This is a genomic window from Cellulomonas sp. NS3, assembly GCF_024757985.1.
Lineage (GTDB): Bacteria > Actinomycetota > Actinomycetes > Actinomycetales > Cellulomonadaceae > Cellulomonas_A.
Genome location: NZ_CP103289.1, coordinates 4272273 through 4297442, shown reverse-complemented (window position 1 = coordinate 4297442; position 25170 = coordinate 4272273). Strand labels below are relative to the sequence as shown.

Annotated in this window: 26 protein-coding genes; 12 read left to right on the top strand and 14 right to left on the bottom strand. The window is 76.3% G+C overall.

The features are described from left to right. The first annotated feature begins 36 nt into the window (after positions 1-36). From NXY84_RS19485 to NXY84_RS19455, 7 genes are all read left to right on the top strand, one after another. Positions 37-786 carry a GAF and ANTAR domain-containing protein gene (locus NXY84_RS19485; RefSeq protein ID WP_258724682.1) on the top strand — a complete coding sequence of 250 codons (750 nt, stop codon included), beginning with the start codon at positions 37-39 and terminating at the stop codon, positions 784-786. 105 nt (positions 787-891) lie between these two features. After that, complete coding sequence (locus tag NXY84_RS19480) at positions 892-1341, top strand: ANTAR domain-containing protein (protein ID WP_258724681.1); 450 nt, start codon at positions 892-894, stop codon at positions 1339-1341. A 139-nt stretch (positions 1342-1480) separates the two neighbouring features. Further along, positions 1481-2278 carry an ANTAR domain-containing protein gene (locus NXY84_RS19475; RefSeq protein ID WP_258724680.1) on the top strand — a complete coding sequence of 266 codons (798 nt, stop codon included), beginning with the start codon at positions 1481-1483 and terminating at the stop codon, positions 2276-2278. Positions 2279-2421: 143 nt separating this feature from the next. Further along, positions 2422-3462 (top strand): iron-siderophore ABC transporter substrate-binding protein, encoded by a 1041-nt coding sequence (locus NXY84_RS19470; RefSeq protein WP_258724679.1) that lies wholly within the window; start codon positions 2422-2424, stop codon positions 3460-3462. 97 nt (positions 3463-3559) lie between these two features. Continuing rightward, positions 3560-4612 carry a FecCD family ABC transporter permease gene (locus NXY84_RS19465; protein ID WP_258724678.1) on the top strand — a complete coding sequence of 351 codons (1053 nt, stop codon included), beginning with the start codon at positions 3560-3562 and terminating at the stop codon, positions 4610-4612. Next, complete coding sequence (locus NXY84_RS19460) at positions 4609-5748, top strand: FecCD family ABC transporter permease (RefSeq protein WP_258724677.1); 1140 nt, start codon at positions 4609-4611, stop codon at positions 5746-5748. The genes NXY84_RS19465 and NXY84_RS19460 overlap by 4 nt, the downstream gene beginning before the upstream one ends. After that, on the top strand, positions 5745-6584 hold the full coding sequence (locus NXY84_RS19455) for an ABC transporter ATP-binding protein (protein WP_258724676.1): 840 nt from the start codon (positions 5745-5747) through the stop codon (positions 6582-6584). The genes NXY84_RS19460 and NXY84_RS19455 overlap by 4 nt, the downstream gene beginning before the upstream one ends. A 10-nt stretch (positions 6585-6594) precedes the next feature. Here NXY84_RS19455 and NXY84_RS19450 read toward each other — a convergent pair whose 3' ends face one another. The 4 genes from NXY84_RS19450 to NXY84_RS19435 all read right to left on the bottom strand — a co-directional run bounded on the left by NXY84_RS19450 (position 6595) and on the right by NXY84_RS19435 (position 9378). Then, positions 6595-6798, bottom strand: a complete 204-nt coding sequence (locus tag NXY84_RS19450; RefSeq protein WP_258724675.1) for a hypothetical protein — start codon at positions 6796-6798, stop codon at positions 6595-6597. Positions 6799-6839: 41 nt separating this feature from the next. Continuing rightward, a complete protein-coding gene (locus NXY84_RS19445) occupies positions 6840-7268 on the bottom strand; it encodes a VOC family protein (RefSeq protein ID WP_258724674.1) in 429 nt (142 codons plus the stop codon). A 113-nt stretch (positions 7269-7381) separates the two neighbouring features. After that, positions 7382-7975 (bottom strand): response regulator, encoded by a 594-nt coding sequence (locus tag NXY84_RS19440; RefSeq protein ID WP_396126405.1) that lies wholly within the window; start codon positions 7973-7975, stop codon positions 7382-7384. Positions 7976-8043: 68 nt separating this feature from the next. Beyond that, positions 8044-9378 carry a sensor histidine kinase gene (locus tag NXY84_RS19435; protein ID WP_258724672.1) on the bottom strand — a complete coding sequence of 445 codons (1335 nt, stop codon included), beginning with the start codon at positions 9376-9378 and terminating at the stop codon, positions 8044-8046. Positions 9379-9495: 117 nt separating this feature from the next. Between NXY84_RS19435 and NXY84_RS19430 the strand changes: the two genes are divergently transcribed. Next, positions 9496-10317, top strand: coding sequence for a GAP family protein (locus NXY84_RS19430; RefSeq protein WP_258724671.1), 822 nt, complete (start codon positions 9496-9498; stop codon positions 10315-10317). A 31-nt stretch (positions 10318-10348) separates the two neighbouring features. Here the strand turns inward: NXY84_RS19430 and NXY84_RS19425 are convergent, their stop codons facing one another. Then, entirely contained in the window at positions 10349-11389 is a 1041-nt protein-coding gene (locus NXY84_RS19425) for a GGDEF domain-containing protein (protein ID WP_258724669.1), read from the bottom strand. Between the two features lie 187 nt (positions 11390-11576). Here NXY84_RS19425 and NXY84_RS19420 point away from each other — a divergent pair, with 187 nt between their 5' ends. After that, positions 11577-12359 (top strand): DUF899 domain-containing protein, encoded by a 783-nt coding sequence (locus NXY84_RS19420; protein ID WP_258724668.1) that lies wholly within the window; start codon positions 11577-11579, stop codon positions 12357-12359. Positions 12360-12455: 96 nt separating this feature from the next. Here the strand turns inward: NXY84_RS19420 and NXY84_RS19415 are convergent, their stop codons facing one another. The 5 genes from NXY84_RS19415 to NXY84_RS19395 all read right to left on the bottom strand — a co-directional run bounded on the left by NXY84_RS19415 (position 12456) and on the right by NXY84_RS19395 (position 17519). Further along, positions 12456-14354, bottom strand: coding sequence for an FtsX-like permease family protein (locus NXY84_RS19415; RefSeq protein ID WP_258724667.1), 1899 nt, complete (start codon positions 14352-14354; stop codon positions 12456-12458). Then, positions 14351-15100, bottom strand: coding sequence for an ABC transporter ATP-binding protein (locus tag NXY84_RS19410; protein ID WP_258724666.1), 750 nt, complete (start codon positions 15098-15100; stop codon positions 14351-14353). The genes NXY84_RS19415 and NXY84_RS19410 overlap by 4 nt, the downstream gene beginning before the upstream one ends. Positions 15101-15282: 182 nt before the next feature. Then, positions 15283-15735, bottom strand: a complete 453-nt coding sequence (locus NXY84_RS19405) for an arsenate reductase ArsC (protein ID WP_258724665.1) — start codon at positions 15733-15735, stop codon at positions 15283-15285. 39 nt (positions 15736-15774) lie between these two features. Beyond that, positions 15775-16536 (bottom strand): aquaporin, encoded by a 762-nt coding sequence (locus NXY84_RS19400; RefSeq protein ID WP_258724664.1) that lies wholly within the window; start codon positions 16534-16536, stop codon positions 15775-15777. Then, positions 16533-17519 (bottom strand): metalloregulator ArsR/SmtB family transcription factor, encoded by a 987-nt coding sequence (locus tag NXY84_RS19395; protein WP_258727280.1) that lies wholly within the window; start codon positions 17517-17519, stop codon positions 16533-16535. The genes NXY84_RS19400 and NXY84_RS19395 overlap by 4 nt, the downstream gene beginning before the upstream one ends. A gap of 366 nt (positions 17520-17885) precedes the next feature. On the opposite strand from NXY84_RS19395, the gene NXY84_RS19390 reads away from it, so the two are divergent. Further along, positions 17886-19349, top strand: coding sequence for an amidohydrolase (locus NXY84_RS19390; protein ID WP_258727279.1), 1464 nt, complete (start codon positions 17886-17888; stop codon positions 19347-19349). A gap of 17 nt (positions 19350-19366) precedes the next feature. On the opposite strand, the gene NXY84_RS19385 is transcribed toward NXY84_RS19390, so the two are convergent. Then, positions 19367-21085, bottom strand: coding sequence for an alpha/beta hydrolase (locus tag NXY84_RS19385; RefSeq protein ID WP_258724663.1), 1719 nt, complete (start codon positions 21083-21085; stop codon positions 19367-19369). 195 nt (positions 21086-21280) lie between these two features. Here NXY84_RS19385 and NXY84_RS19380 point away from each other — a divergent pair, with 195 nt between their 5' ends. Further along, positions 21281-22054 carry an SDR family oxidoreductase gene (locus NXY84_RS19380; RefSeq protein ID WP_258724662.1) on the top strand — a complete coding sequence of 258 codons (774 nt, stop codon included), beginning with the start codon at positions 21281-21283 and terminating at the stop codon, positions 22052-22054. Positions 22055-22179: 125 nt separating this feature from the next. Here NXY84_RS19380 and NXY84_RS19375 read toward each other — a convergent pair whose 3' ends face one another. From NXY84_RS19375 to NXY84_RS19365, 3 genes are all read right to left on the bottom strand, one after another. Next, positions 22180-22491 (bottom strand): hypothetical protein, encoded by a 312-nt coding sequence (locus NXY84_RS19375; RefSeq protein WP_258724661.1) that lies wholly within the window; start codon positions 22489-22491, stop codon positions 22180-22182. A 10-nt stretch (positions 22492-22501) separates the two neighbouring features. Continuing rightward, the gene (locus tag NXY84_RS19370) at positions 22502-22870 is read right to left on the bottom strand and encodes a cupin domain-containing protein (protein WP_258724660.1); all 369 of its coding nucleotides are present in this window, start codon (positions 22868-22870) and stop codon (positions 22502-22504) included. A 107-nt stretch (positions 22871-22977) separates the two neighbouring features. After that, positions 22978-23631: a TetR/AcrR family transcriptional regulator gene (locus NXY84_RS19365; protein WP_258724659.1), complete on the bottom strand. Its 654-nt coding sequence runs from the start codon at positions 23629-23631 to the stop codon at positions 22978-22980. Between the two features lie 36 nt (positions 23632-23667). Here NXY84_RS19365 and NXY84_RS19360 point away from each other — a divergent pair, with 36 nt between their 5' ends. Further along, positions 23668-25131 (top strand): MFS transporter, encoded by a 1464-nt coding sequence (locus NXY84_RS19360; RefSeq protein ID WP_258724658.1) that lies wholly within the window; start codon positions 23668-23670, stop codon positions 25129-25131. Positions 25132-25170 lie beyond the last annotated feature (39 nt).

Sequence of the window (25170 nt, the reverse complement as noted above, 5' to 3'; positions counted from 1 at the left end):
CCACGGCCCGCGTGGTGTGCCAAGGTGGAGGGGTCGATGGCATCTCGCCCGCCCGCTCGGGGCCGGCGTCACCGGTGCACGGGCGGGAGCCCCCGCCGGACGGGCCGGCAGATCGTGGCCGAGGTCACCTACCTCCACGAGCTCGCCCTCGAGGTCGCGACGTCGTTCGGGGACGCGGCCGGCTCGAGCATCACGTTCCGGCACCACGGCGCGATGCTGCGGGTCGCGAGCAGCGACGGGGCGTCCGCGCGCTGCGACCCGGTCGAGTCGCGCCTGCACCACGGGCCGTGGCTCCAGGCGATGAAGAGCCAGGAGGCCGTCCTCCTGCCGCGCATCGCCGACGTCACGCAGTGGCCCCAGTGGCGCGAGCAGGCGCTGCACGAGGGCTTCGTGTCGGCGGTCGCCGTGCCCGCGCCGGTCGCGCCGGACGTTGCCGTCGCGCTCAACGTCTACTTCCGCAGCCCCGAGCCGTGGGACGACGAGCTGCTCGCCGTCGCGCAGGAGCACGCGCGCACGATCGCCCGCGCCGTGCAGAGCCGGGTCGCGGTCCTGACCGCCGCGCACGCCGCGACCGAGGTGCGCACCGCGATGGGCGCCCGGGTCACGGTCGAGCACGCCGTCGGCGCGATCATGCACTGCAGCGCGTGCTCGCCCGACGAGGCGCTCGACGTGCTGAGGCGCACGTCCGCGGACGTCGAGGTGAGCCTCGAGGTCGCCGCGCGCATCGTGGTCGGCGTCCTCTCGGGCGCGCCGGCAGGGTCACACGCCCGGCTCGACGAGCGCTGAGCCTGCCGCTGAGCCACCACCGAGAAACGGAGGGAAGGGGCGCCGTGGAACCGGTTCCTGGGACCGCCGAGCTCCTGCGCAGCGGGCTACCGGACGGCGGCGGTCGTGACGCGCACCGTGCGCGAGGGCTGCGCCGTCAGGTTCACCGTGCTCAGCACGCTGCAGGAGTCGTGGGACGCAGCCGCGCTCGTGCGCACCGAGCTCGACGCGCAGGAGGTCGCCCGCACGCTCGAGGTCTGCCTGCTCTGGGCGGACCGGGCGGAGCTCTCGGCGGAGCTCCGGTCGGCGCTCGCCGGGCGGGCCGTGATCGACCAGGCGGTCGGCGTGATCATGGCCGAGAACCGCTGCTCGGCCGCCGACGCGCGGGTCGTGCTGGAGAGCGCCTCGCTCCACCGGGACGTGGACCCGCGGGAGGTCGCCGCGGCGCTCATCGAGGGCGTGACGGGCGTCGCCCCGGCAGCGCCGGCCCAGCTCGTCGCGCGCTCGCCGGCGCAGTCCACCGCAGGTCGCCGGTCGCGCGGCCGACGACGGCGCCGCCGCCTCGGCCGTGGGTGACTTCTGCGGGCCGTCCCGCAGGTGACGACCTCGTGCGCCCGTCGAGACGAGCCGGACCCGCGCGCTCGCCGCTCCCCGGGTGGATCATGGACCCAGGTGCGCCGACACGCGACCCGCCTTCAGGCGTGAGGAGCGCACGGTGGACCCGATCCCCGAGACCGCACGGCTGCTCGCGTCCCTGGACGCCGGCAACCAGGACCGGCTCGCGGCGACGATGCAGCGCATGGCGCAGGACGTGGCACGGCTCGTCCCCTCGCTCGTGGGCCTGAGCCTGACGCTCGGCGAGCACGGCCTCACCCTCGCGCTCGTCGCGTCGGACGACGTCGCGCACGCGCTCGACGGGGTGCAGGACCTGCTCGGCGGCACGTACGCCGCGGGGGTGCTCGACGGCCGGGAGGACGCCGTCGCGGACCCGCTGAGCGAGGAGCGCTGGGCCGAGCACGCGCAGTCGTCGTCCACCGGCCGCGTGCGGAGCACCCTGTCGTTCCCGCTCGACGGCGAGGTGGCGCTGACCGGCGAGCTCACGCTGTACGCCTCGGACCCGGCGGCGTTCGACGGGCGCCAGGACGCCGTGCGCCGGACCCTGGGCGTGCAGGGCGGGCCGGCGGTGACCAACGGCGACGTGCCGTTCCGGAGACTCACCGACGCGCGGGACGCCGCGGGCCGGCTCGCGGACCACGACCTCGTCGAGCGCGCGGTCGGCTTCGTCGCCGCCTCGCGCAAGGTCGGCGTCGCAGAGGCGCGCACCCTGCTGCGGGACGCGGCGACCCGGGCGGGCGTCGACGTCGTGCTGCTCGCCCGCACGATCCTGCACGGCCCCACGGGCCGGCCGGCGGCGGGCGCCGCCTTCTGCCCGGAAGCGCACGAGTCCGACGAGGGCGGCACGGGCTCCGACGGCGAGCTCGACCCCGAGCGGGGCGAGCGCGGGACGCCGTGACGCGGCAGCGGTCACGGTCGTCCGGGTGTGACGCGATCGCGGTCCGCCGAGGACTCGGCGAAGGTTAGGCTTACCTTCACGCGGGCGGCCCTGGGGGGCAGGCCGCGCACGCGCCTCCTCGTCGAACCTGAACGGAGCCACCCGTGCCTGCACGCACGTCCCGCCGTCGGCCGCTCGCCGTCGTCGCCGCGACCGCCGCGGCCCTCGCCCTGACCCTCACCGCCTGCGCGTCCGACGACACCGCGGCCGAGCCCGAGGAGACCGCCGGCGGCGCCTTCCCGGTGACGATCGAGTCGGCGCTCGGCGAGGCCGTGATCGAGGAGGCGCCCGAGCGCGTGGTGACCCTCGGCTGGGGCTCGGGCGACATCGCGTACTCGCTCGGCGTCACGCCCGTGGGCGTCGAGGAGGACGCGTGGGGCGGCGACGAGGACGGCTACCAGCCGTGGCTGCGCGCCGCGATCGAGGAGGACGGCGGCGAGCTGCCGACGACCGTCCAGATGTACCCGGAGCTCGACGTCGAGGCGCTCGTCGGCCTCGAGCCCGACCTCATCCTGGCGCCGCAGTCCGGCCTCGAGCAGGACGTCTTCGACCAGCTCTCCGAGTTCGCGCCCGTCGTGGCCTACCCCGGCGAGCCGTGGCAGACGACCATCGAGGACCAGGTGCGGATCTCCGCCGAGGCGCTCGGCGTCCCCGAGAAGGCCGACGCGGTGCTCGAGGCGCGCGAGGCCGCGCTCACCGAGGCCGCCGAGGCACACCCGGAGTTCGCGGGCACGACGTTCGCGTACGTGTACGGCGGGACACCCGGCACGCTCAGCGTCTACCTGCCGGGTGACACGCGCGTGTCGCTGCTCACCGGCCTCGGGCTCGAGCTCGCACCGTCCGTCGCGGGCCTGACGGCGAGCGAGGGCACGTTCGCCGCGACGCTCGGCCTGGAGAACGCCGACCAGCTCGCCGACGCCGACGTGCTGTTCACGTGGTTCAACGACGAGACCGAGCAGCAGGCCACCGAGGCGCAGCCGCTGTGGCAGCAGATCCCCGCGTTCCAGCGCGGCTCGTACCTGCCGATGATCGACACGACGCTCGGGATGGCCGTGTCCGTCGCGTCGCCGCTGAGCATCCCGTGGGCGCTCGACGAGTACGTCCCGCAGATCGCCGAGGCCGTCGCGGCCGTTCCCGCGTCCTGACGGCGCGCAGCCGTGCCGGTCGGGGGCACCCCGGCGTCCCCACCGGCACGGCCGCGACGCTCGCACGACCACCCCGTGACCACCAGGTGACCCGACGATGAGCACCCTCGACGCACCGCCGTCGGCCCGAGCCCCGCACGTCACCGGCGTGCGGGGCTCGCGCGCGCGCTCGTGGTGGCTCGCGGCGGGCCTGCTCGGCGCGGTCGCGCTCGTGGTGGTCGCGTGCGCGCTCAGCATCACCGTCGGCTCGAAGGCCGTGCCGCTCGGGGACGTGTGGGGCGCGCTCGTCGCACCCGACGAGTCGTACGCGTCCGTCGTCGTGGCCTCGCGGCTGCCGCGGACGGTGCTCGGGATCCTCGTCGGTGCCGCGCTCGCCGTCGCCGGTGCCGTCATCCAGGGGATCACGCGCAACCCGCTCGGCGACCCGGGGCTGCTCGGCGTCAACGCCGGGGCGGCCGCGTCGGTCGTGATCGTCACGGCGCTCGCAGGCGCCGGTGCCGGGCGGTCGGTGTGGGCCGCGGTGCCCGGAGCGCTGCTCGCCGCCGGCGCCGTGTACGCGATCGGCTCGGGCGGGCGCGGGCCGACCCCCGTGCGGCTCGTGCTCGCGGGCGCCGCCGTCACGGCCGCGCTCGTCGCGCTCGTCGAGGCGATCTCGCTCGCGAACCCGACCGTCTTCGACAGCTACCGCGTGTGGGCCGTCGGGTCGCTCGCCGGGCGCGACGCCGGGGCGACCGCGCGCATCCTGCCGTTCGTCGTCGGCGGCCTGCTCGTCGCGCTGGCGCTGTCCCGTGCGCTCAACGCGCTCGCCCTCGGCGACGAGGCCGCCACGTCGCTCGGGCTGCGCGCCGGGCGCACGCGGCTCGTCGGCGGGTTCGCCGCGGCGCTGCTCACCGCCGCCTCGGTCGCGGCGGTCGGGCCGATCGCGTTCGTCGGGCTCGCGGTGCCGCACGTCGTGCGCGCGCTCACCGGCTCCGACCACCGCTGGCTCCTGCCGTACTGCGCGCTGCTCGGCCCGGTGCTCGTGCTCGGGTCCGACGTCGTCGGGCGCGTGATCGCGCGGCCCGGCGAGCTCATGGTCGGCGCGGTCACGGCGTTCGTCGGGGCGCCGTTCCTGATCGCGGCCGTGCGCCGGGGGAGGGCGGGGCTGTGAGCGCCGCCCCGGACCGCACGCCCGCGGTGGACGCCGGCGCCCCGCCGGTGCCCGACGCATCCGCCGCCCCCGCCGCGCGACCGTCGCCGGACCGCGGGGACGCCGCCGCACCGGCGCTGCTCCGCCTCGGCGACCGCGTCGCGCTCGTCACGAACCGGCGCGCGGTCACCGTCTGCCTCGTGCTGGTCGTCGTCGCGCTCGCGACCGTGCTCGTGACGCTCACGATCGGCGACCTCGGCGTCCCGCTCACCGAGCTGCCGACCGTGCTCGCCGGCGGCGGGAGCCGCGCACAGGACTGGGTCGTGTTCACCAACCGGCTCCCGCGGCTCGCGGTCGGGCTGGGCGCCGGGGCGGCGTTCGGCGTCGCGGGCGCGATCTTCCAGAGCGTCACGCGCAACCCGCTCGGCAGCCCGGACGTCATCGGGCTCGGCGCCGGTGCGGCGGCCGGCGCTGCGGCGGCGGGGCTCGTGTGGCCCGGCGTCGTGCCGGTGCCCGTGGGCGCGCTGGTCGGGGCGTTCGTCGCGATCGTCGCCGTGTGGCTCGGCTCGGGGCGCGGGTTCGCGGCGCCGTACCGGATGGTCGTGACGGGCATCGCCGTCGGGGCGATGGCGCTGGCGTTCGTGCAGCTCGCGATCCTGCGGGCGACGCGCGAGGACGCCCAGGTCGTGGCCGCGTGGCTCAACGGGAGCCTCGGCTCGCGCAGCTGGTCGGACGCCGCGACCGTCGCCGTCGCGCTCGTCGTGCTCCTCCCGCTCGCGCTCGCGCTGAGCCGCCGGCTGCAGCTCGTCGAGATGGGGGACGACGCCGCGACGGGGCTGGGCGTCGACGCCGGGCGCACCCGCACGCTCGCGGTCGTCGTCGCGGTGCTGCTCACCGGGGCGGCCGTCGCGGTGTGCGGACCCGTGGCGTTCGTCGCGCTGACCGCCCCGCAGATCGCCCGGCGGCTCACGCGCTCGTCGGGCCCCGGCATGGTCGCCGCCGCGGTCACGGGCGCGACGCTGCTCGTGCTCGCCGACCTCCTCGCGCAGCGGCTGCCGTTCGGGGTGCAGTACCCGGTCGGGATCGTGACCGCCGGCCTCGGCGGGGTGTACCTGGCGTTCCTGCTGGTCCGCGAGTGGAGAAGGGGTGCGGTGTGACACCGACGACGACGACCACGACGGGGCCCGGGGCGACGGGGTCTGCGGCGGCGCCCCTGCGCGCCGAGCGCGTGACGCTCGCCTACGACCGGACCGACGTGGTGCACGACCTGTCCGTGACGATCCCGCGCGCGTCCTTCACGGTGATCATCGGGCCCAACGGGTGCGGCAAGTCGACGCTGCTGCGCGCCCTCGCCCGCACGCTCCGGCCGCGCACGGGGGAGGTCCTGCTGGACGGCGAGCCGCTGACCCGGCTCCGCTCGCGGGACGTCGCCCGGCGCCTCGCGCTCCTGCCGCAGAGCCCGCTGGCCCCCGAGGCGATCACGGTCGGCGACCTCGTCGCCCGCGGTCGCTACCCGCACCAGGGGCTGCTGCGGCAGTGGTCGACGGCCGACGCGGTGGCCGTCGCCGACGCGATGCACGCGACCGAGGTGACCGAGCTGCGCGACCGGCTCGTCAGCACCCTCTCGGGCGGCCAGCGCCAGCGCGTGTGGCTCGCGATGGCCCTCGCGCAGCAGACCGACCTGCTGCTGCTCGACGAGCCGACGACGTTCCTCGACATCGCCCACCAGTTCGAGGTCATGGACCTGTGCGCCCGCCTGCACGAGGACGGCCGCACGCTCGTCGCGGTGCTGCACGACCTCAACCAGGCCGCCCGGTACGCGACGCACCTCGTCGCGATGAAGGACGGCCGGGTCGTCGCCGAGGGTGCGCCCGCGGAGGTCGTGACGCCCGAGCGGATCGCCGAGATCTTCGACCTCGCGTGCCGCGTCGTCGAGGACCCCGAGACCGGGACGCCGATGGTCATCCCCGCCCGGCGGCCCGTGCGGGGATGACCGGCCGGGCTCAGCCCAGGTGGACGACGCCCTCGCCCGACGGCATGAGCTCCTCCGTGGTCCCGCGGATGCACACGACCGCGATGACCGCGGCGACGACGAGGGCGACGGCCGTGGCGACGAAGGCCGCCGAGCACCCGTCGACACGACGATTCCGACGCCGGCTCGACCGGGCCGTCGCCGACCGGCCGGAGGGCTCGGCGACGGGCGTCACCGCCCGGCGGCCTGTGCCTGCGCGTGCGAGCCGGTCGGCGCTCAGTCGTCCGCGGGGTGGTGGCACACCGCCTCGAGGTTGATGCCGTGAGGGTCGCGCACGAAGCCGCCGAAGTAGTCGTCGTGGTACTCGGGATGCACCGCGGGCTCGAGCAGCGGCTCCGCACCGGCGGCGAGCGCCGCGGCGTAGAACGTGGCGACCTCCTCGCGGGTCTCGACGGTGAAGGCGAGGTGCATGTTCGAGCCGACCGTGCCCCCGTCGACGAGCCAGAAGTACGGCTTGACGTCGGCGAGGCCGAACCCGGTCATGGCCGGGAAGTCGGTGGCCGGGTCGGCAGGGATCACGAGCATCTTGAGGATGCCGATCGAGGCGAGCGTCGGCTCGTAGAAGGCGACGGCGGCGGCGAGGTCGGGGACGGCGACGTTGAGGTGGTCGATGCGGGAGCCGGAACGATCGGGTCGGGTCGTCATGTCGCGACCGTCGCACGGGTACCGGACACCTGGTGTCCGCTACCTCCCGCACCCGGACCGTGGGGGGTGCGCCCGTCGCGCACCGCGCCTCCGAGCCGCGGGGGCGGCGCCGCTCAGCCCAGCCCGGCGGCGCGCGCCTTGATCGCCGCCTGCATGCGCGACGAGCAGCCGAGCTTCGCGAGCACGCGCGAGACGTGCGTCTTCGCGGTCGCCTCCGTGATGACCAGCTCGGCCGCGAGGTCGGAGTTCGACATCCCGCGCGCGAGGCAGCCGAGCACGTCGCGCTCGCGCGCGGTCAGGTCCGCGTAGCCGTCGATCTGCTCGGGCGTGGCGGCGGCGACCGGCGGCGGTGCGACGAACGCCGCGAGCAGCCGGCGCGTCACCTCGGGCGCGACGACGCCCTCCCCGGCGGCGACCCGGCGCACCGCGTCGAGCAGGGCCCCGGCCTCGGTGGACTTGAGCAGGAACCCGGCGGCCCCCGCCCGCAGCGCGCCGAACACGTACTCGTCGAGGTCGAACGTCGTGAGCACCAGCACGTCGGCGAGGCCCTCGCCGGTGATCGTCCGGGTCGCCTCGATGCCGTCGGTGCCAGGCATGCGGATGTCCATGAGCACGACGTGGGGGCGCAGCGCGCGGGCGTTCGTCACGGCAGCGGCACCGTCGCTCGCCTCGCCGACGACCGTGATCGCGGGGTCGGTCTCGAGCATGAGCCGCAGCCCCGCGCGGATCGCGGCGTGGTCGTCGGCCACGAGGACGCGGACCGGGGTCGGGCCCGTCACGAGACCGCCCCGAGCGGCAGCGTCGCCACCACGGACCAGCGCTCCTCGCCCGCCCAGCCCGCGTCGAACCGCCCACCGAGCGCCTCGGCGCGCTCGCGCATCGTGAGGAGCCCCAGCCCGGACCCGTCGGCCGGTGCGCGGTCGACCGGTGCGCCGAGTGTCCGTCCGGGGTCGACCGGTCCGCCGACGGTCGCCGGTCCGCCGACGGTCGCCGGGACCCGCGCGGCCACGGCGGACGGTTGCACGGCGGACGGCCGCGCAGTGGACTCGACCGCGAGCTCGAGGACCCCGTCGCGCACCCCGACGCGGACCCGCACGTGCGACCCCGGCGCGTGCTTGGCCGCGTTGGTGAGGGACTCCTGCAGGATCCGGTAGGCGGCCTGGTCCACCGCCGAGGGCAGCGCCGGGAGCTCGTCGAGGGTCGTCCCGTCCCACGTCAGGCGGAGGCCCGCGGCCTCGGTCGCGGCCACGAGGTCCGCCGCCTCGCGCAGCCGCGGGGCCGCTGCCGTCGGGTCGGCCGACGCCGCACCGTCGGCCCGCAGCAGCAGGATCATCGAGCGCATCTCCTGCAGCGACGTGACGCTCGCGGCGCGGACGGCCTCGAGCGCGGCACGGTCGCGTGCGGCGGCGCGGGGGTCGTCCGGCGGCACGGCGAGCGCCGCCTCCGTGTGGATCGCGATCGCCGAGAGGTTCCCCGCGATGGCGTCGTGCAGGTCGCGGGCCATGCGGGCGCGCTCGTCCGTGACCAGCTCGGCGGCCTGCAGCGACGCGAGCCGGCGCTGGTCCTCGGCGCGTGCGGTCGCGAGGGCGGTGAGCTCCGACTGCCGCCGGACCGCGGTGCCCCACCACAGCGGCGTGCCGATGAGCGCGAAGTACTGGAGGGCGAGGAACACCGTGAGCTGCGCGTGGTGCGTGACGCCCCACACCAGCGCGGTCGCGACGGCCCCGAGCACGACGACCGACGAGCGGAGCACCGCGGCGGCCCGCGGGCGGGCGTGGATCGCCGCCGAGTAGATGAGGTCGACGAGCACGGCGATGACGCCGATGCTGCCGCCGAGGTACGTGTCGAGGAGGAACAGCGCGACGCCCGCGAGCAGGACCCCGACGGGCCACCGCCGCTTGACCGCCATGAGCGTGCAGCCCGCCGCGAGGAGGGCGAGCGGCACCGCCGGTCCCGGTGGCCGGTGCTCGGCCATGTCGGTCCAGACGCCGTCGATCCCGACCGCGACGGTCAGGAGGCCGACGAGCGCCACCGCCCCGGCGTCGAGGAGGTCGCTCGTCCGCTCCGACGCGCGCACGCGCCGGTACCAGCGGGCGTCCGGGATCCTCACCGCACCATCCCAGCACAGCGCCCGTCCGACGGGATCCGACGAACGATGTACCGCGGGGCCGCACGTGCCACCCTTCGCCCGACGCCCGCGCCCCCGGCGGGGAGCCAGGCTCGCCGCATGGCCCCTGACCTGCTCGGACAGCTCGTCGTGCTCGCCCTGATCGACAGCACGAGCTTCGGCACGCTGCTCATCCCGGTGTGGTTCCTGCTCGTGCCGGGACGGGTGCGCGCTCGGCGCGTGCTCGTCTTCCTCGGGACCGTCGCGACGTTCTACCTCGTCGTCGGCCTCGTCCTGATGTCCGGGGCCCGCGCGGCGCTGGGGAGCGGATCGGGGCTGCGCGAGGGCACGGCCGGGTCCGTGGTGCAGCTCGTGCTCGGCGGGGCGCTGCTGCTGTGGGCGCTCGCGTACCGGACGCCGAGGGCCGACGCCGACGGGTCGGGCAGCGCCGGCGGCGCGGACGGCGCCGGCCCGGGTGGCGTCTCCGGGGGACCGGCCACCGCGACCCGGCGGCAGGGACGCCTCACGCGCTGGCGCGACCGCGCGATGAGCGGCGAGGCCGGCGGCGTCGGGGCGCTCGTGGGGCTGGCGGTCGCGGCGGCCGCCGTCGAGCTCGGGTCGATGCTGCCGTACCTCGGGGCGATCAGGCTGCTCACCGGCTCGGACCTCACCTGGGCCGAGCGGGCGACGGTGCTCGTCGGCTACTGCCTCGTCATGGTCCTGCCCGCGCTCGTGCTGCTCGCGGGGCGCCTGGTCGCCGCGCGGGCCGTCGAGCCGCTGCTCGGGCGGGTCGCGCGCTGGATGGAGCGGTCGGCGGGGGAGACGACGGCGTGGGTCCTCGGGATCGTCGGGTTCCTGCTCGCGCGCGACGCGCTCACGCGGCTGCCGTGGGTGCTGGACGCGCTGCGCACGGCCGGCTCGGTCGTGGGGATCGGCGACTGACCCGTCCCCGGGCGCACGTGCGGCGGCCGACTCAGCGGGAGCGGGTCCGGGGGGACGAGCCGGTGATCGCGACGCGGTCCCGACCCTCGGCCTTGGCCTCGTAGAGCGCGGCGTCCGCCGCGGCGTAGAGCTCGCGCAGCGTCGTCTCGCGCGAGGCGTGCGCCACGCCGATGCTCACGGTCAGCGGGACCGGGCCGTCCGCGGTGCGCAGCGGGCTGTCCCGCACGAGCCGCACGAGCTCCTCGGCGACCTCGATCGTCGCCTCGCGGCCCCACCCCGGCAGGAGCAGGGCCATCTCGTCGCCCCCGAGCCGGGACGCGATCGAGTCGCGCTGAGCCCGTCGGCGCAGCAGCTCGGCGACGTGCGCCAGGGCGTCGTCGCCGACGGGGTGCCCCCGCTCGTCGTTGATGACCTTGAACCGGTCGAGGTCGAGGACCAGCAGGCCCGTGCCGTCGCCCGTGCTCGCCAGGGCGCAGGCGGCCGCGTCGTCGAGCACCCGCCGGGTCGCGAGCCCCGTGAGCGCGTCGACGGCAGCCTGCTCGGTCAGCCGGGTCACGAGCCGGTCCTGGCGCTCGCCCGCCTGGACGAGCACGGCGGCCACGACCGTGAGCATCGCCCCGATGTACGCGAGGTCGGTCGCGGCGCGCCCGGGCGGCAGCAGCGAGAACACGACCCAGGCGTTGCCGAGCACGGCCAGCAGGGTCACGAGCGCGACCGGCCTGCGGCCGAGCTGCGACGCCGCGAAGACGACGGGGAACGCGAAGAACGCCTGGGCCGCGGCGCTCGCGTCGTGGGTCACCACGTCGAGGCCCGCGATGATCGCGACGCCCACGACGGGCGTGAGCAGCCAGGTCACGGCCGGCGCGCGGTGCCCGTGCCGGTAGAGCGCGAGGGCCAGCGGCAGGACCCCGACGCTGATGACGGTGACCACGGCCTGCGCGACGAGCGAGGACGTGCCCTGGCCGAGCGCCGTGAAGACCAGCGTGACGACGGCGGCGACGGCCACGAGGACCGCCGCGGCGCGTGCTGCTCCGCGGGGATCCCTCGGCCGGCACGCCTGCTCCCATGACACGTCCGCCCCATCGGCCGCCGTCGTCCCGCGGTGAGGGGCTCAGCGGCTGAAGGCGACGACGCCGGACCCGGGGCGGTCGGGCCGGGCCGCCGTCGCCGCCGATGAGTTCCGGGGCCGACGCACGTCTGCCCTCCTGACCGTCGGACGGCGGACGCCGCCGTCCGCCCGCCACACCACGGAGGACGCGATGACCACCGCACAGGACCGACCGACCACCCTCGTGCCCGGCCGCCCGCCCGTCGTCGACGCGGCGACGTGGCAGGCCGCGCGCGACGAGCTCCTGGTCCGCGAGAAGGCGCACACGCACGAGGGCGACGCGATCGCCGCGGCGCGCCGCCGGCTCCCCATGGTCGAGCTCGACCCGACCGTCGAGGTCGTGGGACCCGACGGCCCCGTCCCGTTCCTCGACCTGTTCCAGGGGCGCGACGAGCTGCTGGTCTACAAGCACATGTGGCACGACGGCGCACCGCACCAGGGTCAGTGCGAGGGCTGCACCGTCTCGGCCTGGCACCTGCGCGACACCGTCTACCTGCAGGCCCGCGGCGTCTCGTTCGCGGTCGTGACCACCGGCGCGTGGGACGAGGTCGCGCCCTTCGTCGAGTTCATGGGCTACACCCAGCCCTGGTACTCGGTGCGGGGGGTCCCCGAGCCGGTCGGCGGCGAGATGGGGATGTTCGCGGTGTTCCTGCGCGACGGTGACCGGGCGTTCCTCACCTACGACACGACGGGGCGCGGCACCGAGGTGGCGAGCGGCTCCTTCGCGCTCCTCGACCTGACGCCGTACGGGCGGGGCGAGGCGTGGCAGGACACGCCCGAGGGCTGGCCCGAGGGTCAGGGCGCCTGCTGGTACTGGCGCACGGACGTCGACGGCAACGGCACCTGGGGCGGGACGGGCCGCCCGACGCCGCAGTGGACCCGCCCGGGCGCCACCCCCGAGACGACCCTCGGCCGGCACGGGGACCACCACTGACGGTGCTCCGCCGGCGGCCGGTCGGCGACGCGCCCACCCGGGTCCGGCACTGCTCCGGGTGGGCGTGCGGCGGAGGACCGCCGCGCGTGCCGCCGGTCAGGCGAGAGCGGTCGCCAGTCGGGTCGTGCGGCGTGCCGCGAGCGCCGTCGCAGCGAGCGCGAAGACGACCACGGCCGCGCTGACCACGCCGTACGACGGCAGGTCGACCACGGGCGGCCCGTGGAGCACCCCGGCGCTCACGCCGACCACCGCCGGCACCACCGCCACGGTGCCGACGACCCACGCCGTGACGCCCGTGATCGCCGCCTCGACGGTGGTCATCGCCAGGAGCTGGCGGCGGGTCGTGCCGGTGCGGTGCAGCAGCGCGAGCTCGTCGCGGCGCGCGACCGTGGTCATGGCGAGCGTGCTCGCGGCGCCGACCGCCACGACGGCGAGCAGGAGGAGGAGCAGCGCCGTGCCGATGGCGTTCTCGCCGTCGCCCGACTGCATCGCCGTGGCGGCGTACGTCTCGGGGTCGGCCGCCGTCGCGCCCAGCGCGGCGAACGCCGCGGTGGCGTCCGCCGGGTCCGCGCCGGCGGCGAGGTCGACGAGCACGGTGTCGGCCACCACGGGGAGCCCGTGCGCCTCCGCCGTGGCCGGGCCGGTGATCAGGCCGGCGACCCCCAGCCCGCGGGAGAACACCGCGACGACGGTCGCCTCGACGACGTCCTCCCCGAGCCGGAGCGTGAGCGTCTCGCCGAGGCCCGCGCCGCTGGTGAACGCCGTGTCGGTGCTGACGGCCACGGCGTCCCGGGCGTCGAGTCCCGCGAGCGAGCCGTCGACGACGTCGGGGTCGAGCGCCGTGGTGCCCGCGGGGACGACGCGCAGGGCGGTCGCCTCCCAGGCGAGCGCGCCGTCGATGTCGTTGTCGGTCCGCAGCTGCGCCGGGACGGTCGCGAGCGGCACGGCCGACGTGACGCCGGGCACCGCGGCGACCTGCGCGGTCAGGTCCTGGGCCGCGCCCTCGGGGGGCGTGACGACGAGGTCCGCGGCGACCGAGGCGACGAGCTCCTGCTGGGCGGCGGTCATGATCGCCCGGTTCACGCTCGTCTGGACGGTCGCCGCGGCGACCACCAGCGCGAGCGGCACGACGACGGTCGTCAGCCGCCGGGAGAACCCGCGCACGTTGCGGACGGCGAGCACCGCGGCCGGGCGGCCGCCGGACGGGTGGACCCGCGCGAGCCGGTCGAAGAGCCAGCCGACCAGGACGGGACCGGCGAGCGCGACGGCCCCGATCAGCAGCAACGCCGAGAGCGACGCCGTGGCGCTCCCCAGGGCGCCCGGGATCCACAGGCTCGAGAACGCCGTGGCGAGGCCGGCGAGGGTCAGGGCCAGGGCGGTCACCCGCCGGCCCGTCCCGACCTCGCGGTCCTCGACGGCGCTCAGCTGGAGCGCCTCGGTCGGGGCGGTCCGGGCGGCCTCCCGGGCGCCGAGCCGGCCGACCGGCACCGCCGTGACCACGATCAGCGCGACGGCGGCGAGGACGGGCAGCGGCGACAGGGCCGACGTGAAGTCCGGGGCCACCATCCCGCCGCGCAGCAGGAGGGGGTCGAGGAGGCGGGCGCCGAACAGGCCCGCGAGCGCCCCCACCGGGGCGGCGACGAGCGAGACCACCGCGACCTCGAGGGTGACCGTGCGCCGCACCTGCGACGGCGTCGCGCCGACCGCGCGCAGCAGGGCGAGCTCACGTCGGCGGCTGCGCAGTGCGAGGGTGACGGTCGCGGCGACGACCATCACCACGACGACGACCAGCGTCCCGGCGTAGGAGGACGCGAGCGCCACGAGCAGCCCGCCGGAGGCCAGGTCACCGTCGGCCTGCGTGCGCAGGCCCGACTCGAACAGCACCCCGGTGACGGCGAGGACCGCTGCGGCGACGGCGAGGACGACGGCGGTGCCGGCGAAGGCTCCGCGGTGGGCGCGGACGCCCGAGGAGGCGAGCTGCCACACGGTGCTCACCGGCCCTTCGCGAGGAGCCGGGCGGTGACCTGCTCGGCGGTGGGGTGCTCGAGCTGGTCGACGACGAGCCCGTCCGCGAGGACGACGACGCGCTCGGCAGCGGCGGCGACGCCCGCGTCGTGCGTCACGACGACCACGGTCTGCCCGAGCTCGCGCGCGGAGTCCCGCAGCACCTGGAGCACCGCGCCCCCCGTCCGGGAGTCCAGCGCGCCCGTGGGCTCGTCGGCGAACACGACGGCGGGCCGCGTGACGAGCGCGCGGGCGATCGCGACGCGCTGGGCCTGCCCGCCGGACAGCTCGCCCGGCAGCCGGTCCACGAGGTGCGGCACGCCGAGGAAGTCGAGCAGGGCCGCCTCCCACGCCGCGTCGACCTGACGGCCCGCGAGCACGAGCGGCAGGCGGACGTTCTCGCGTGCCGTCAGGTGGCCGATGAGGTTGTAGGCCTGGAAGACGAAGCCCACGTGCTCCCGCCGGAACCGGGTGAGGTCGTCGGGCCGCAGCGTCGTGAGGTCGTGCCGACCCACGACGACGGAGCCCCGGCTGGGCGTGTCGAGCCCCGCCGCGCAGTTCAGCAGCGTCGACTTGCCGGAGCCGGACTGACCGACGACGGCGGTCACGGAGCCCGCGAGCAGCTCGAGGGACACCCCGCGCAGCGCGTGGACGGGCTCACGGCCCGGGTAGGTCTTGTGGAGGTCGACGAGGCGGACGGCGGTGGCCGTCACCTCGGTCGTGGTCGGCGTGGCCATGATGCGCTCCTGTGGTCGAGGTCGTGGTGCCGCTCTCGAACCTAGGAACGGGGAGGGGTGCGCATCGAGCCTCGGAGGGACGCGCTGCGCGGGTTCCATCCTTCGATGCAGGGACGTGCCGGGGGAGGAACGCAGGCCCGGGCGCACGCGTGCCCGGGCCTTCGTCGTGGGGGTGCTGGTGGTCAGGCGTCGACGGGCTCCACGCCGAGCTCGCCGAGCAGGGCGAGGACGCGGGCGCGGATCTCGTCGCGGATCGGGCGCACGGCGTCGACGCCCTGCCCGGCGGGGTCCTCCAGGACCCAGTCCTCGTAGCGCTTGCCGGGGAAGAAGGGGCAGGTGTCGCCGCAGCCCATGGTGATGACGACGTCGGAGGCCCTGACCGCGTCGGTGGTGAGGATCTTCGGCTTCTCGGCACGGATGTCGATGCCGAGCTCGAGCATGGCCTCGACGGCGGCGGGGTTGATCTGGTCGGCGGGCGCGGACCCGGCGGAGCGGACCTCGACGGCACCTCCGGACAGGGCGGTGAGGAACCCGGCAGCCATCTGGGAGCGGCCGGCGTTGTGGACGCAGACGAACAGCACGCTCGGCTTGTCGGTCCCGGTGGGGGTCTGCTCGGTGGCGGCGGTCTCGGTCATGGGGTGCTCCTCAGGGTGTGGTGGGCAGAAGGTCAGCGGTCACGCGCGGGTGCTGACGGGGTCGTCGTGCGGGACGACGACGTCGTCGGCACGGGCGTCGGCTGTGGGGTAGAGGACGATGGCGAGCCCGACGCCGAGGGCCGCGCCGAGGACCTGAGCGGCGATGAAGCCCGGTGCGGAGGCGGGGGCGATGCCGGCGAACGTGTCGGTGAAGATCCTCCCGACCGTGACGGCGGGGTTGGCGAAGGACGTGGAGGCGGTGAACCAGTACGCGGCCCCGATGTAGGCCCCGACCGCCGGGGCGGCGAGGACGCCGCGTCCGGTGCGGACCAGGGTCAGGATCAGCGCGACCAGGCCGGCGGTGGCGACCACCTCGCTGACCAGCAGGCCGCTCCCGGTGCGCTCGGTGGTCGAGACGGCGACCGGGGCGGTGAACATCGCGGCGGCGAGCGCGCACCCGGCGATCGCGCCGACGGTCTGCGCGGCGGTGTAGGCCGCGACCTGCCGGCCGGTGAGCCCGGTCCCGGTACGGCGGCCCACGACCCAGTCGGCCAGGGAGACGACCGGGTTGAGGTGAGCACCGGACGCCGGCCCGAACAGCAGGATCAGGACCGTCAGCCCGAGGGTCGTGGCCAGTGAGTTCTGCAGCAGCTGCAGCCCCACGTCGTCAGGCGACAGCCGCTGGGCGGCGATCCCGGACCCGACGACCACGGCCACCAGCAGGCCGGTGCCCACCAGCTCGGCCGTCAGCGCCCGCACCAGGAGGCGGTCCACGGCCGGGCGGGCGGTGGGCCGGCTCATCGGGCGCTCCCCGCAGATGTCGGGGCGGCGGTGGGCAGGGTCAGGTCGGGGGCGAGGTCGGCGAGCAGGGCGCGGACGCGGGTGTCGATGTCGTCGCGGATCGCCGCCGCCCCCTCGGGAGAGGCGAGCCCGGGGTCGCCGACGACCCAGTCCTCGTACCGGGTGCCGGGCAGGACCGGGCAGGTGTCGCCGCAGCCCATGGTGACGACCAGGTCCGCGGCGCGGACGGCATCGTCGGTCAGCGGCTTGGGGAACACCTCGGAGGGGTCCACGCCCAGCTCGCGCAGCAGCGGAGAAACCGTCGCGTGCACGGCCGCGGCGGGTGCGGACCCGGCCGAGCGGGCGACCACCGCGTCCCCGGCGTAGTGGCGCACCAGCGCCGCGGCGAGCTGTGAGCGACCCGCGTTCGCCACGCACACGAACAGCACCTGCGGTGCCTGCGGGCGGCTCCAGGTGACCCGCGAGAGGTCCGTGAGGCGCTGCTCGGCGAACCGGCGCACCCGCGCGAGCTGCGCCGCGCCGGCGCCCGAGTGGCGTACCAGGGCGGTGTAGGACTCGCGGACGGTGTGCAGCACCTCACCCGCTCCGGTGCCGGGGAACTGCTCGGCAAGCTCGTCCGCGAGGCTGGACAGCTCCGCGTCGACGTCCGCGCGCTCGCCCGTGGGCTGGTCGAGGTGGCGGGCTGCGTCGAGCGCGGCGGGGGCGAAGGACTCCAGCAGCGCGGTGACCGCCCCGCGCACCGGCGGCGCCACGCGGTACCAGACCCACGTCCCGCGCCGCTCGGAGACCAGGATGCCGACGTCCTTGAGGACCTTGAGGTGGTGGGAGACGGTCGGCTGGGAGACGTCGGCGACGGTCGCGATGTCGCACACGCACGCCTCACCGGTCGGGCTCGTCGTGATGAACGACAGCATCCGCAGCCGCAACGGCTCCGCCAGCGCCTTGAGCATCAGCGCGACCTGGCCCGCGGTCTCCGTCCCCATCGCGTGTCCCGGGGCGCCGACCGTGCCCGTGAGAGGCGGCGACGAGGTCACGGTGCCTGACCCGACGATGATCACCTCGCGCTCCTTCGACATGTGTCTATATTGACACGCGTGAAGACAGCGGGGTGCCGGGAGCAGGCGAACTCTGGGCGAACGGTCTTGTTCGTGTGCGTGCACGACGTCGGACGCTCTCAGCGCGTCCCGCCTCCGCACCCTTCGCTGCAGGCGCTCCGGCCGGCTACGTGCACGGGGACTGCACGCGTGCGCGATGCTGTCCGGTGCACGGAGCCGAGTGAGGAGCAGCGCGTGGGCGTCGAGGAGTGGGTGCTGACCGGAGCGCGAGTCGCGCGGACCTCGCCGGACGGGGTGCGCGTGAGCCGGCCGGCGGACCAGCCGGTCGACGTGCACGTGCGCGACGGGCGGATCGTCGCCGTAGGACGGGACGCCGCGCGGGCCGCCGGGGCGCGGGCCGAGCGGGTCGACCTCGGGGGCCGCGTCGTCGTCCCCGGGCTGTGGGACGCGCACACGCACATGGACCAGTGGGCGCTGTTCCGGCGCCGCCTCGACGTCTCGGGCGCGACGTCCGCTGCCGACGCCGCGCGGCTCGTGACCGAGCGGCTCGCGCACGGCGACGCCGACGAGGTGCTCGTCGGGATGGGCTTCCGCGACGGTCTGTGGCCGGACCTCCCGGACGTCGCGCTGCTCGACGAGGCCGCCGCGCGCGCCGGGCGTCCCGGTGCCGCCGTCGTGCTCGTCTCGGGCGACGTGCACTGCGCGTGGCTCAGCACCGCCGCGCTCGCCCGCTACGGCGTGCCGTGGCGCGCGGACGGGGTGCTGCGCGAGCACGAGTGGTTCGCGGTGAGCGCGCGCGTCAACGTCGTCGCCCCTCAGCTCCTCGACGCGTGGGTCGACGAGTCGGCGCGGGCCGCGGCGGCGCGCGGCGTCGTGGGGGTCGTCGACCTCGAGCTGAGCGACCTGCTCACCGCGTGGCGCCGGCGCATCGCGGGCGGCACGCGGTCGCTGCGCGTCTCCGCGGGCGTGTGGCCCGACCACCTCGACCGTCCCCTGGCGGAGGAGCTCCGCACCGGGGACGTCGTGCCCGGTCAGGGCGACGCGGCGCTGCTCACGATGGGCCCGCTCAAGGTCATCACCGACGGCTCGCTCAACACGCGCACCGCCTACTGCCACGACCCGTACGCCGGGCTCACCGGTCCCGACGCGCGCGGCGTCCTCTCGGTGCCGCCCGACGAGCTCGTGCCGCTCATGGCGCACGCCCACCGCCACGGCCTGCGCTCGGCGATCCACGCGATCGGCGACGCGGCGAGCACCCACGCGCTCGACGCGTTCGCGGCGTCGGGTGCCACCGGCAGCATCGAGCACGCCCAGCTCCTGAGCCCCGAGGACGTCGCGCGGTTCGCCGCGCTGGGGGTCGTCGCCTCGGTCCAGCCCGAGCACGCGATGGACGACCGCGACGTCGCCGACCACTACTGGGCCGGGCGCACCGGGCGCGCGTTCGTGCTGCGCGCGCTCGTCGACGCGGGCGTGCGCCTGACGCTCGGCTCGGACGCGCCCGTCGCGCCGCTCGACCCGTGGCAGGCGATCGCCTCGGCCGTCGACCGCACGCGCGACGGCCGCGAGCCCTGGCACCCCGAGCAGGCGGTCGACCTCGACGTGGCGCTCGGCGCCTCGGTGCGCTCGCGCGTCGAGCCCGGGCAGGTCGCCGACCTCGCGGTGCTCGACGCGGACCCGTGGGCGCCGGGCGCGGACCTGCGTGGTACGCCGGTCGCGGCGACGGTGCTCGCGGGCGGCTGGAGCTGGTCGACGCTCTGAGCGTCCACCCCCCCGCGTCAGCCGGGCTGCGCCGTGAGCACCGCGCGGGCCCGCTCGGTGTCCGCGTCCGTCCAGCCCTCGGGCGCCCCGACGGCCACCCACGCGTCGAGCACCAGGTCGCCGTAGCTGTGCCCGTGGCCGGGCGGCACCGACTGGGAGTTCGTCATGTCGGCGCTGACCTGCCAGAACGTCACCACGGGGTACCAGGTCATCGACGGCAGGACGTCGGCGCCGCGGGGCTCCTCGAGCCAGTCGGGCCGCCGCAGCAGCAGCGACGGCGACCACCACACGATCGGGTCCGACGCGTGCTGCAGGTACACCACGCGTGGCTCGAGCCACGGGGTCGGCGGCTGCGCGAGCGCGTCGGCGTCCGCAGCGAACCGCACGACGAGCCCGCTCGCGTACACCGGCGCGACCTCGGGCGTCCCGGGGTCGCGCCGCTCGACGAGCGAGCGCCACACCTCGTTGGAGTGCGGTGGCCCGACCCACACCACGCCGTCGGTGTGCGCGCGGATGTCGGCGAGCGTCGTGAACGCGTGCTCCGAGCCGCGCGACCCGAGGCTCTCGCCGTAGACGAGCAGCCGCGGTCGCGATCCCTCGGGCATCGCCTCGACGCGCGCCGAGACGGTGTCGAGCAGCACGCGGCCCTCCTCCTCGACGCGCGGGCGGTCGACGAGGAACGACAACCAGCTCGGCAGGTACGAGTACTGCGTGGCGACGACCGCGGTGTCCCCGGCGTGCAGCAGCTCGAGGCCGTCGACCGCCTCGGCGTTGACCCAGCCGCTGCCCGTGGTCGTGACGACCGCGAGGACGGCGCGCTCGAAGGCCCCGGTCCGGTCGAGCTCGGCGAGCGCGAGCTCCGCGCGCTCCTGCGCGGTCCCGGCCGTCTCCAGCCCCACGTACACGCGCACGGGCTGCTGGGCGGGGGCGCCGCCGGCCAGCGCGAGCTCGTCGGCCGACGGCCCGCTCGCGACGAACCGGCGGCCCTCGCGGCCCAGCGACTCCCAGCCGACGAGCGACGCGGGGGAGCCGGACCGCGTCCCGGCCTGCGGCTGCTCGACGTCCGGGTGGTCCCGGTCGTTGAGGCTGCTGAACGCCGAGTCCGTGACCGACAGCGCCCAGCGCAGCGCGACGTCGTTCGCGAGGACGACGACGAGCAGCCCGGCGAGGAGCGCGCCGACGACGGACGCCGCGCGCCGCGGCAGCCGGGTCCGCCGGTACAGCCCACGCCCGATGACCCGCGCGAGCCACCGCACGCCGCGCGCGCCGGCGACCACCAGCGCGGCGACGGCCACGAGCACCGGCCCGGCGCGCAGCCAGCCGCTCGTCGTCGGGCGGTCCATGCCCATGAGCGTCGCCAGCTCGCGCTGCCACGACGCCGCGACCACGAGCATCACGAGCAGCGCGACCGGCACGAGCACGAGCCCCAGCCACCGCGCGCGGGGGAGCCACCCCGGCACCGCCGCCCGCACCCGCGCGGACGCCGACGGCCAGTGCCGGGACCTCCGCGCGAGCCAGTGCAGCGCCACCCCGATCCCGTAGCCGGCAGCGGCCGACAGCCCCGAGACGACCCCCTGGAACAGCCAGTCGCGCGGCAGCAGCGACGGCGTCATCGCGAGCAGCGCGAACGCGGTCCCGAGCGCGACGCCGAGCGGGTGCAGGTGCGGGTCGAGGCGCGCGAGGGACGCCCGCGGTGCCCGCGGTGCGCGATCGGTGCGGGGTGCCGCGTCAGCCATGCCGCCTCACCGTCGTCGTCGGGTCCGCGCCGGTGCGGTGGCCGCTCCGCGCGTGCTCCGAGGCGTACCACAGGGCCGCCGGTGCGCGCGCGGCGGGCGGCCCCGCGGTGGCGCGGGTCACGGCCCGACGGCCTCCGCAGCACCGTGGCACAGCCCTACGCTCGGGGGCGCGGCGGGGCTGATCGGGAGGTGGCGATGGACGTGTCGGACGCAGCCGGTACGACGGCGAGGGTCGCGGTCGCGGGTGGGACGGGACTGCTCGGGCGGCTCGTCGTCGAGGCCCTGAGGGCCCGGGGTGACGAGCCGGTCATGCTCGCGCGCTCCCGCGCTGTGGACCTCACGACCGGCCGGGGCCTCGACGCGGCGCTCACCGGGGTCGAGGTCGTCATCGACGTCAGCAACGTGACGACCGCGAGCCGGCGCACCTCGGAGCGGTTCTTCACCGCCGCGACGCAGCACCTGCTCGCCGCGGCCCACCGCGCCGGCGTCCGCCACCTCGTGACGATCTCGATCGTCGGGGCCGACACCGTCGACTTCGGGTACTACCTGGGCAAGCGCCGCCAGGAGGAGCTCGTCGCCGCCGGTCCGGTGCCGTGGACGGTCCTGCGCTCGACGCAGTTCCACGAGCTCGCCGGTCAGCTCGTCGACCGCGGGTTCGGCCCGGTGGTCCTCGTGCCCCGCATGGCGAGCCGCCCGGTCGCCGCGCGGGAGGTCGCGGAGCACCTCGTCATGCTCGCGCACGGCGAGCCGCAGGGGTTCGCGGAGCCGATCGCCGGGCCGGAGGACCACGACACGGTCGATCTCGTGCGGCGCGTGGTCGCGGCGCGCGGCCTGCGCCGGCTCGTCGTCCCGCTGCGGGTGCCGGGCGAGACGGGCGCCGCCATGGCGGGCGGCGCGCTCGTCCCCCGGGGCGACCACGTGCGCGGGACGCTCACGTTCGCCGAGCACCTGGCCGGCGCGACGCGCTGAGCGACCGGGCCGGTGCCGGCGCTCGACGGCGGGTTCCGGCGCTGGCGGTCAGGTGCGGGCCGCGGCCGACGGCGGCCCGGCCGAGCGCGACGTGCGGGCCGGAGCCGTACGCCCGAGGTGCGGCGTCAGCCGGCGGCGGCCACCAGGTCGGCGAGCTCCTGGAGCTGTGCCACCACGACGTGCCGCTCGGGCGACGGTGGGAGCGTCTCGTCGGCGACCCGCGGCAGCGCCCCGATGTGGGCGACGAGCTCGGACCGCTGCTCGGGCGTGAGCTCCGAGAGGCGCAGGCTCCCGAGGTTGTCGTCCGAGATCGTCCGCAGGCGCTCGACGAGGTCGGCGGAGGCGACGCGGTCGGCGAGCGTGTCCACCGCCCAGCAGAAGACGGACGACGACACGTCCCAGTGGCTCGACCCCGACACGAACACGATCCCCGCCATGACCCGCCCGTCAGCCGGCCCCGCCGGGGGCGTCCGCGGCGTTCTCCTGCACCATGACGTCGGACGCGTGGATGCACATCATCCGCAGCGCGCCGGTCCCGGTGTTGACGAACCGGTGCCAGACCCCGGGCGTGACCACCGCGCAGTCGCCCGGGTGCGCGACGACGGTCGTGTCCCCGAGCGTGATCGTCGCCTCGCCGTCGAGCACGACCCACGTCTCGCTGTACGGGTGGCGGTGCAGCGTGGGGCCCTGCCCGGGGTCGTTGTCGACGAAGAAGTAGGAGACGCCCGAGCCGTGCGCGCGCCCCTCGAAGCGGGCCGTGCGCGACCCGGGCAGGCGCAGGTCGGCGACGCGGACGACGGCCGGGACGGTGGTCATGCGGCGCTCCTCTCGCTGCCGCCGGACAGCCGCCGGTGGCTGGACCGAGCCTGCCACCCGGCACCCACGCGCCGGTAGGCCCGCGCCCACCCGCGGGCCCGGGTGGCTCACGCCGGCGGGGTGCCCGCCCAGCGGTCGGGGTCGCGCGTCATCGCGACGAGCCGGGCGGCGAGCCGTGCGTTCTCGGCCTCGTCGAGCTCGGCACCCCACAGCGGGGCGACGCCGGCCCCGTCCGCGGCGGCGACCACCAGGGACGTGACGGGCTCGGGCAGGCCGTCCGCGGCGAGGTCGTCGCGCCACCGGCGGGCGTCCGCCCGCGCGATCCGCGCGACCGCGGGGTTGGTGATGATCTGGGCGATCAGCGCGTAGGCGTCACGCGCGGCGGTCAGGTCGGTGTCGACGAGGCTCGCCCGGACGTACGCGCGGGTCAGGCGGCCCGCGTGCTGGTCGTCGGGGTCGAGGTGGGCGTGCACCGCGTCGCGGAAGTCCTCGAGGAGCGCCTCGGCGAGCGCCGCCACGAGGTCGTCCTTCGTCGCGAAGTGGTAGATCACCCCGCCCTTGGAGAGCCCTGCCTCCTGCGCGACGTCGTCGAGCGTCGCCGACAGCCCGCGCGTGCGGAAGACCGCGCTCGCCGCGTCGAGGACCACCCGGCGGGTGTCCGACGGGCTCCGGCCGGCCGTGCGCCCCATGTGCCTCGCCACCTCTCCCGTGCGTGCGCCGGCCGGGGTGGCCGAGATCACCAGCACCGGATCATCGCGCACCTGGAAACTATACTGACCGGTCAGTACAGTAAAATCATGACGATCGACCGGCGCCCCGTGACCGACCCCCTCACGCCGGTGCCTCACCCGCGCCGGTGGGCAGCCCTGGGCGTCCTCGTCATCGCCGTCCTCCTGCTCGCCATCGACGGGACCGTGCTCTACCTCGCCGTCCCCGCGCTCACCCGCGACCTCGCCCCGAGCGCGACGCAGATCCTGTGGATCGGCGACGTCTACTCGCTCGCGCTGGCCGGGCTCCTCGTGACCATGGGGACGCTCGCCGACCGGATCGGGCGCAAGCGGCTCCTCCTGACCGGCGCCGCGGGGTTCGGTCTCGCCTCGGTGCTCGCCGCCTACGCGCCGGACGCCGAGACGCTGATCGCCGCGCGGCTCCTGCTCGGGGTCGCCGGGGCGACGCTCATGCCGTCGACCCTGTCGATCATCCGCACCCTGTTCACCGACGCCCGCGAGCGCACCCGGGCCATCGCGGTGTGGGCGGCGGCGTTCGGCGGCGGCGCGGCGCTCGGTCCGCTCGTCGGCGGCGCCCTGCTCGAGCACTTCTGGTGGGGCTCGGTCTTCCTCATCAACGTGCCCGTCATGCTCGCGCTGCTCGTGCTCGGCGCCGTCCTGCTCCCCGAGTCGAAGGACCCGTCGCCCGGGCCGTTCGACCTGCCGTCGGCCGCGCTCTCGCTCGCCGCGGTCGCCGCCCTCGTCTACGCGGTCAAGCACCTCGCGGCCGCGGGTCCGGACGCGGTGACGCTCCTGTCCGCCGCCGTCGCGGTGACGGCCGCCCTGGTCTTCGCGCGCCGTCAGCGCCGGCTGGAGACGCCGCTGCTGGACCTCGAGCTGTTCCGCCGGCCCGCGTTCGCGGGAGCCGTGCTGGCCAACTTCGTGTCGATCTTCGCCTTGACCGGCCTGCTGTTCTTCTTCTCCCAGTACCTCCAGCTCGCCCGCGGGTTCGGGCCCCTGCAGGCCGGGCTCGCGGAGCTGCCCGCGACGCTCGCCTCGATCGGGGCGGTCGCGGTCGTGGGGTGGTCGTTGACCCGGCTCGGGCGCGGGCGCGCCGTGGGAGCCGCGCTCGCCCTGACGGCCGCCGGGCTCGCGCTCGTCGCCGTCGCGGAGGGCTCCGAGCAGTACGCCTGGCTCGCGCTGGCGCTCGTCCCCGTGGGGCTCGGCGTCGGCATCGCGGGGACCCTCACCGCGGACGCCGTCGTGTCCTCGGTCGAGCCGCGCCGGGCCGGCGCCGCGTCCGCGATCTCCGAGACGGCGTACGAGCTCGGCGTCGTCCTCGGCATCGCCGTGCTCGGGTCGCTCATGACCGTCCTCTACCGTGCCGGCCTCGACCTGCCCGCCAGGGAGTCCTCGGCGCCGCCGACCGCAGCGCCGTCGAGGACTCCCTGGCGGCGGCGCTCGGCGCGCTCGAACCGGGGTCGGCGCTCGCCCACCAGGCCCAGGAGTCGTTCGTGTCCGCGATGCAGGTCACCTCGGTCGTCGCCGCGGTGATCACGCTGGCCGCGGCCGCGGTGGCGTGGCGCGTCATCC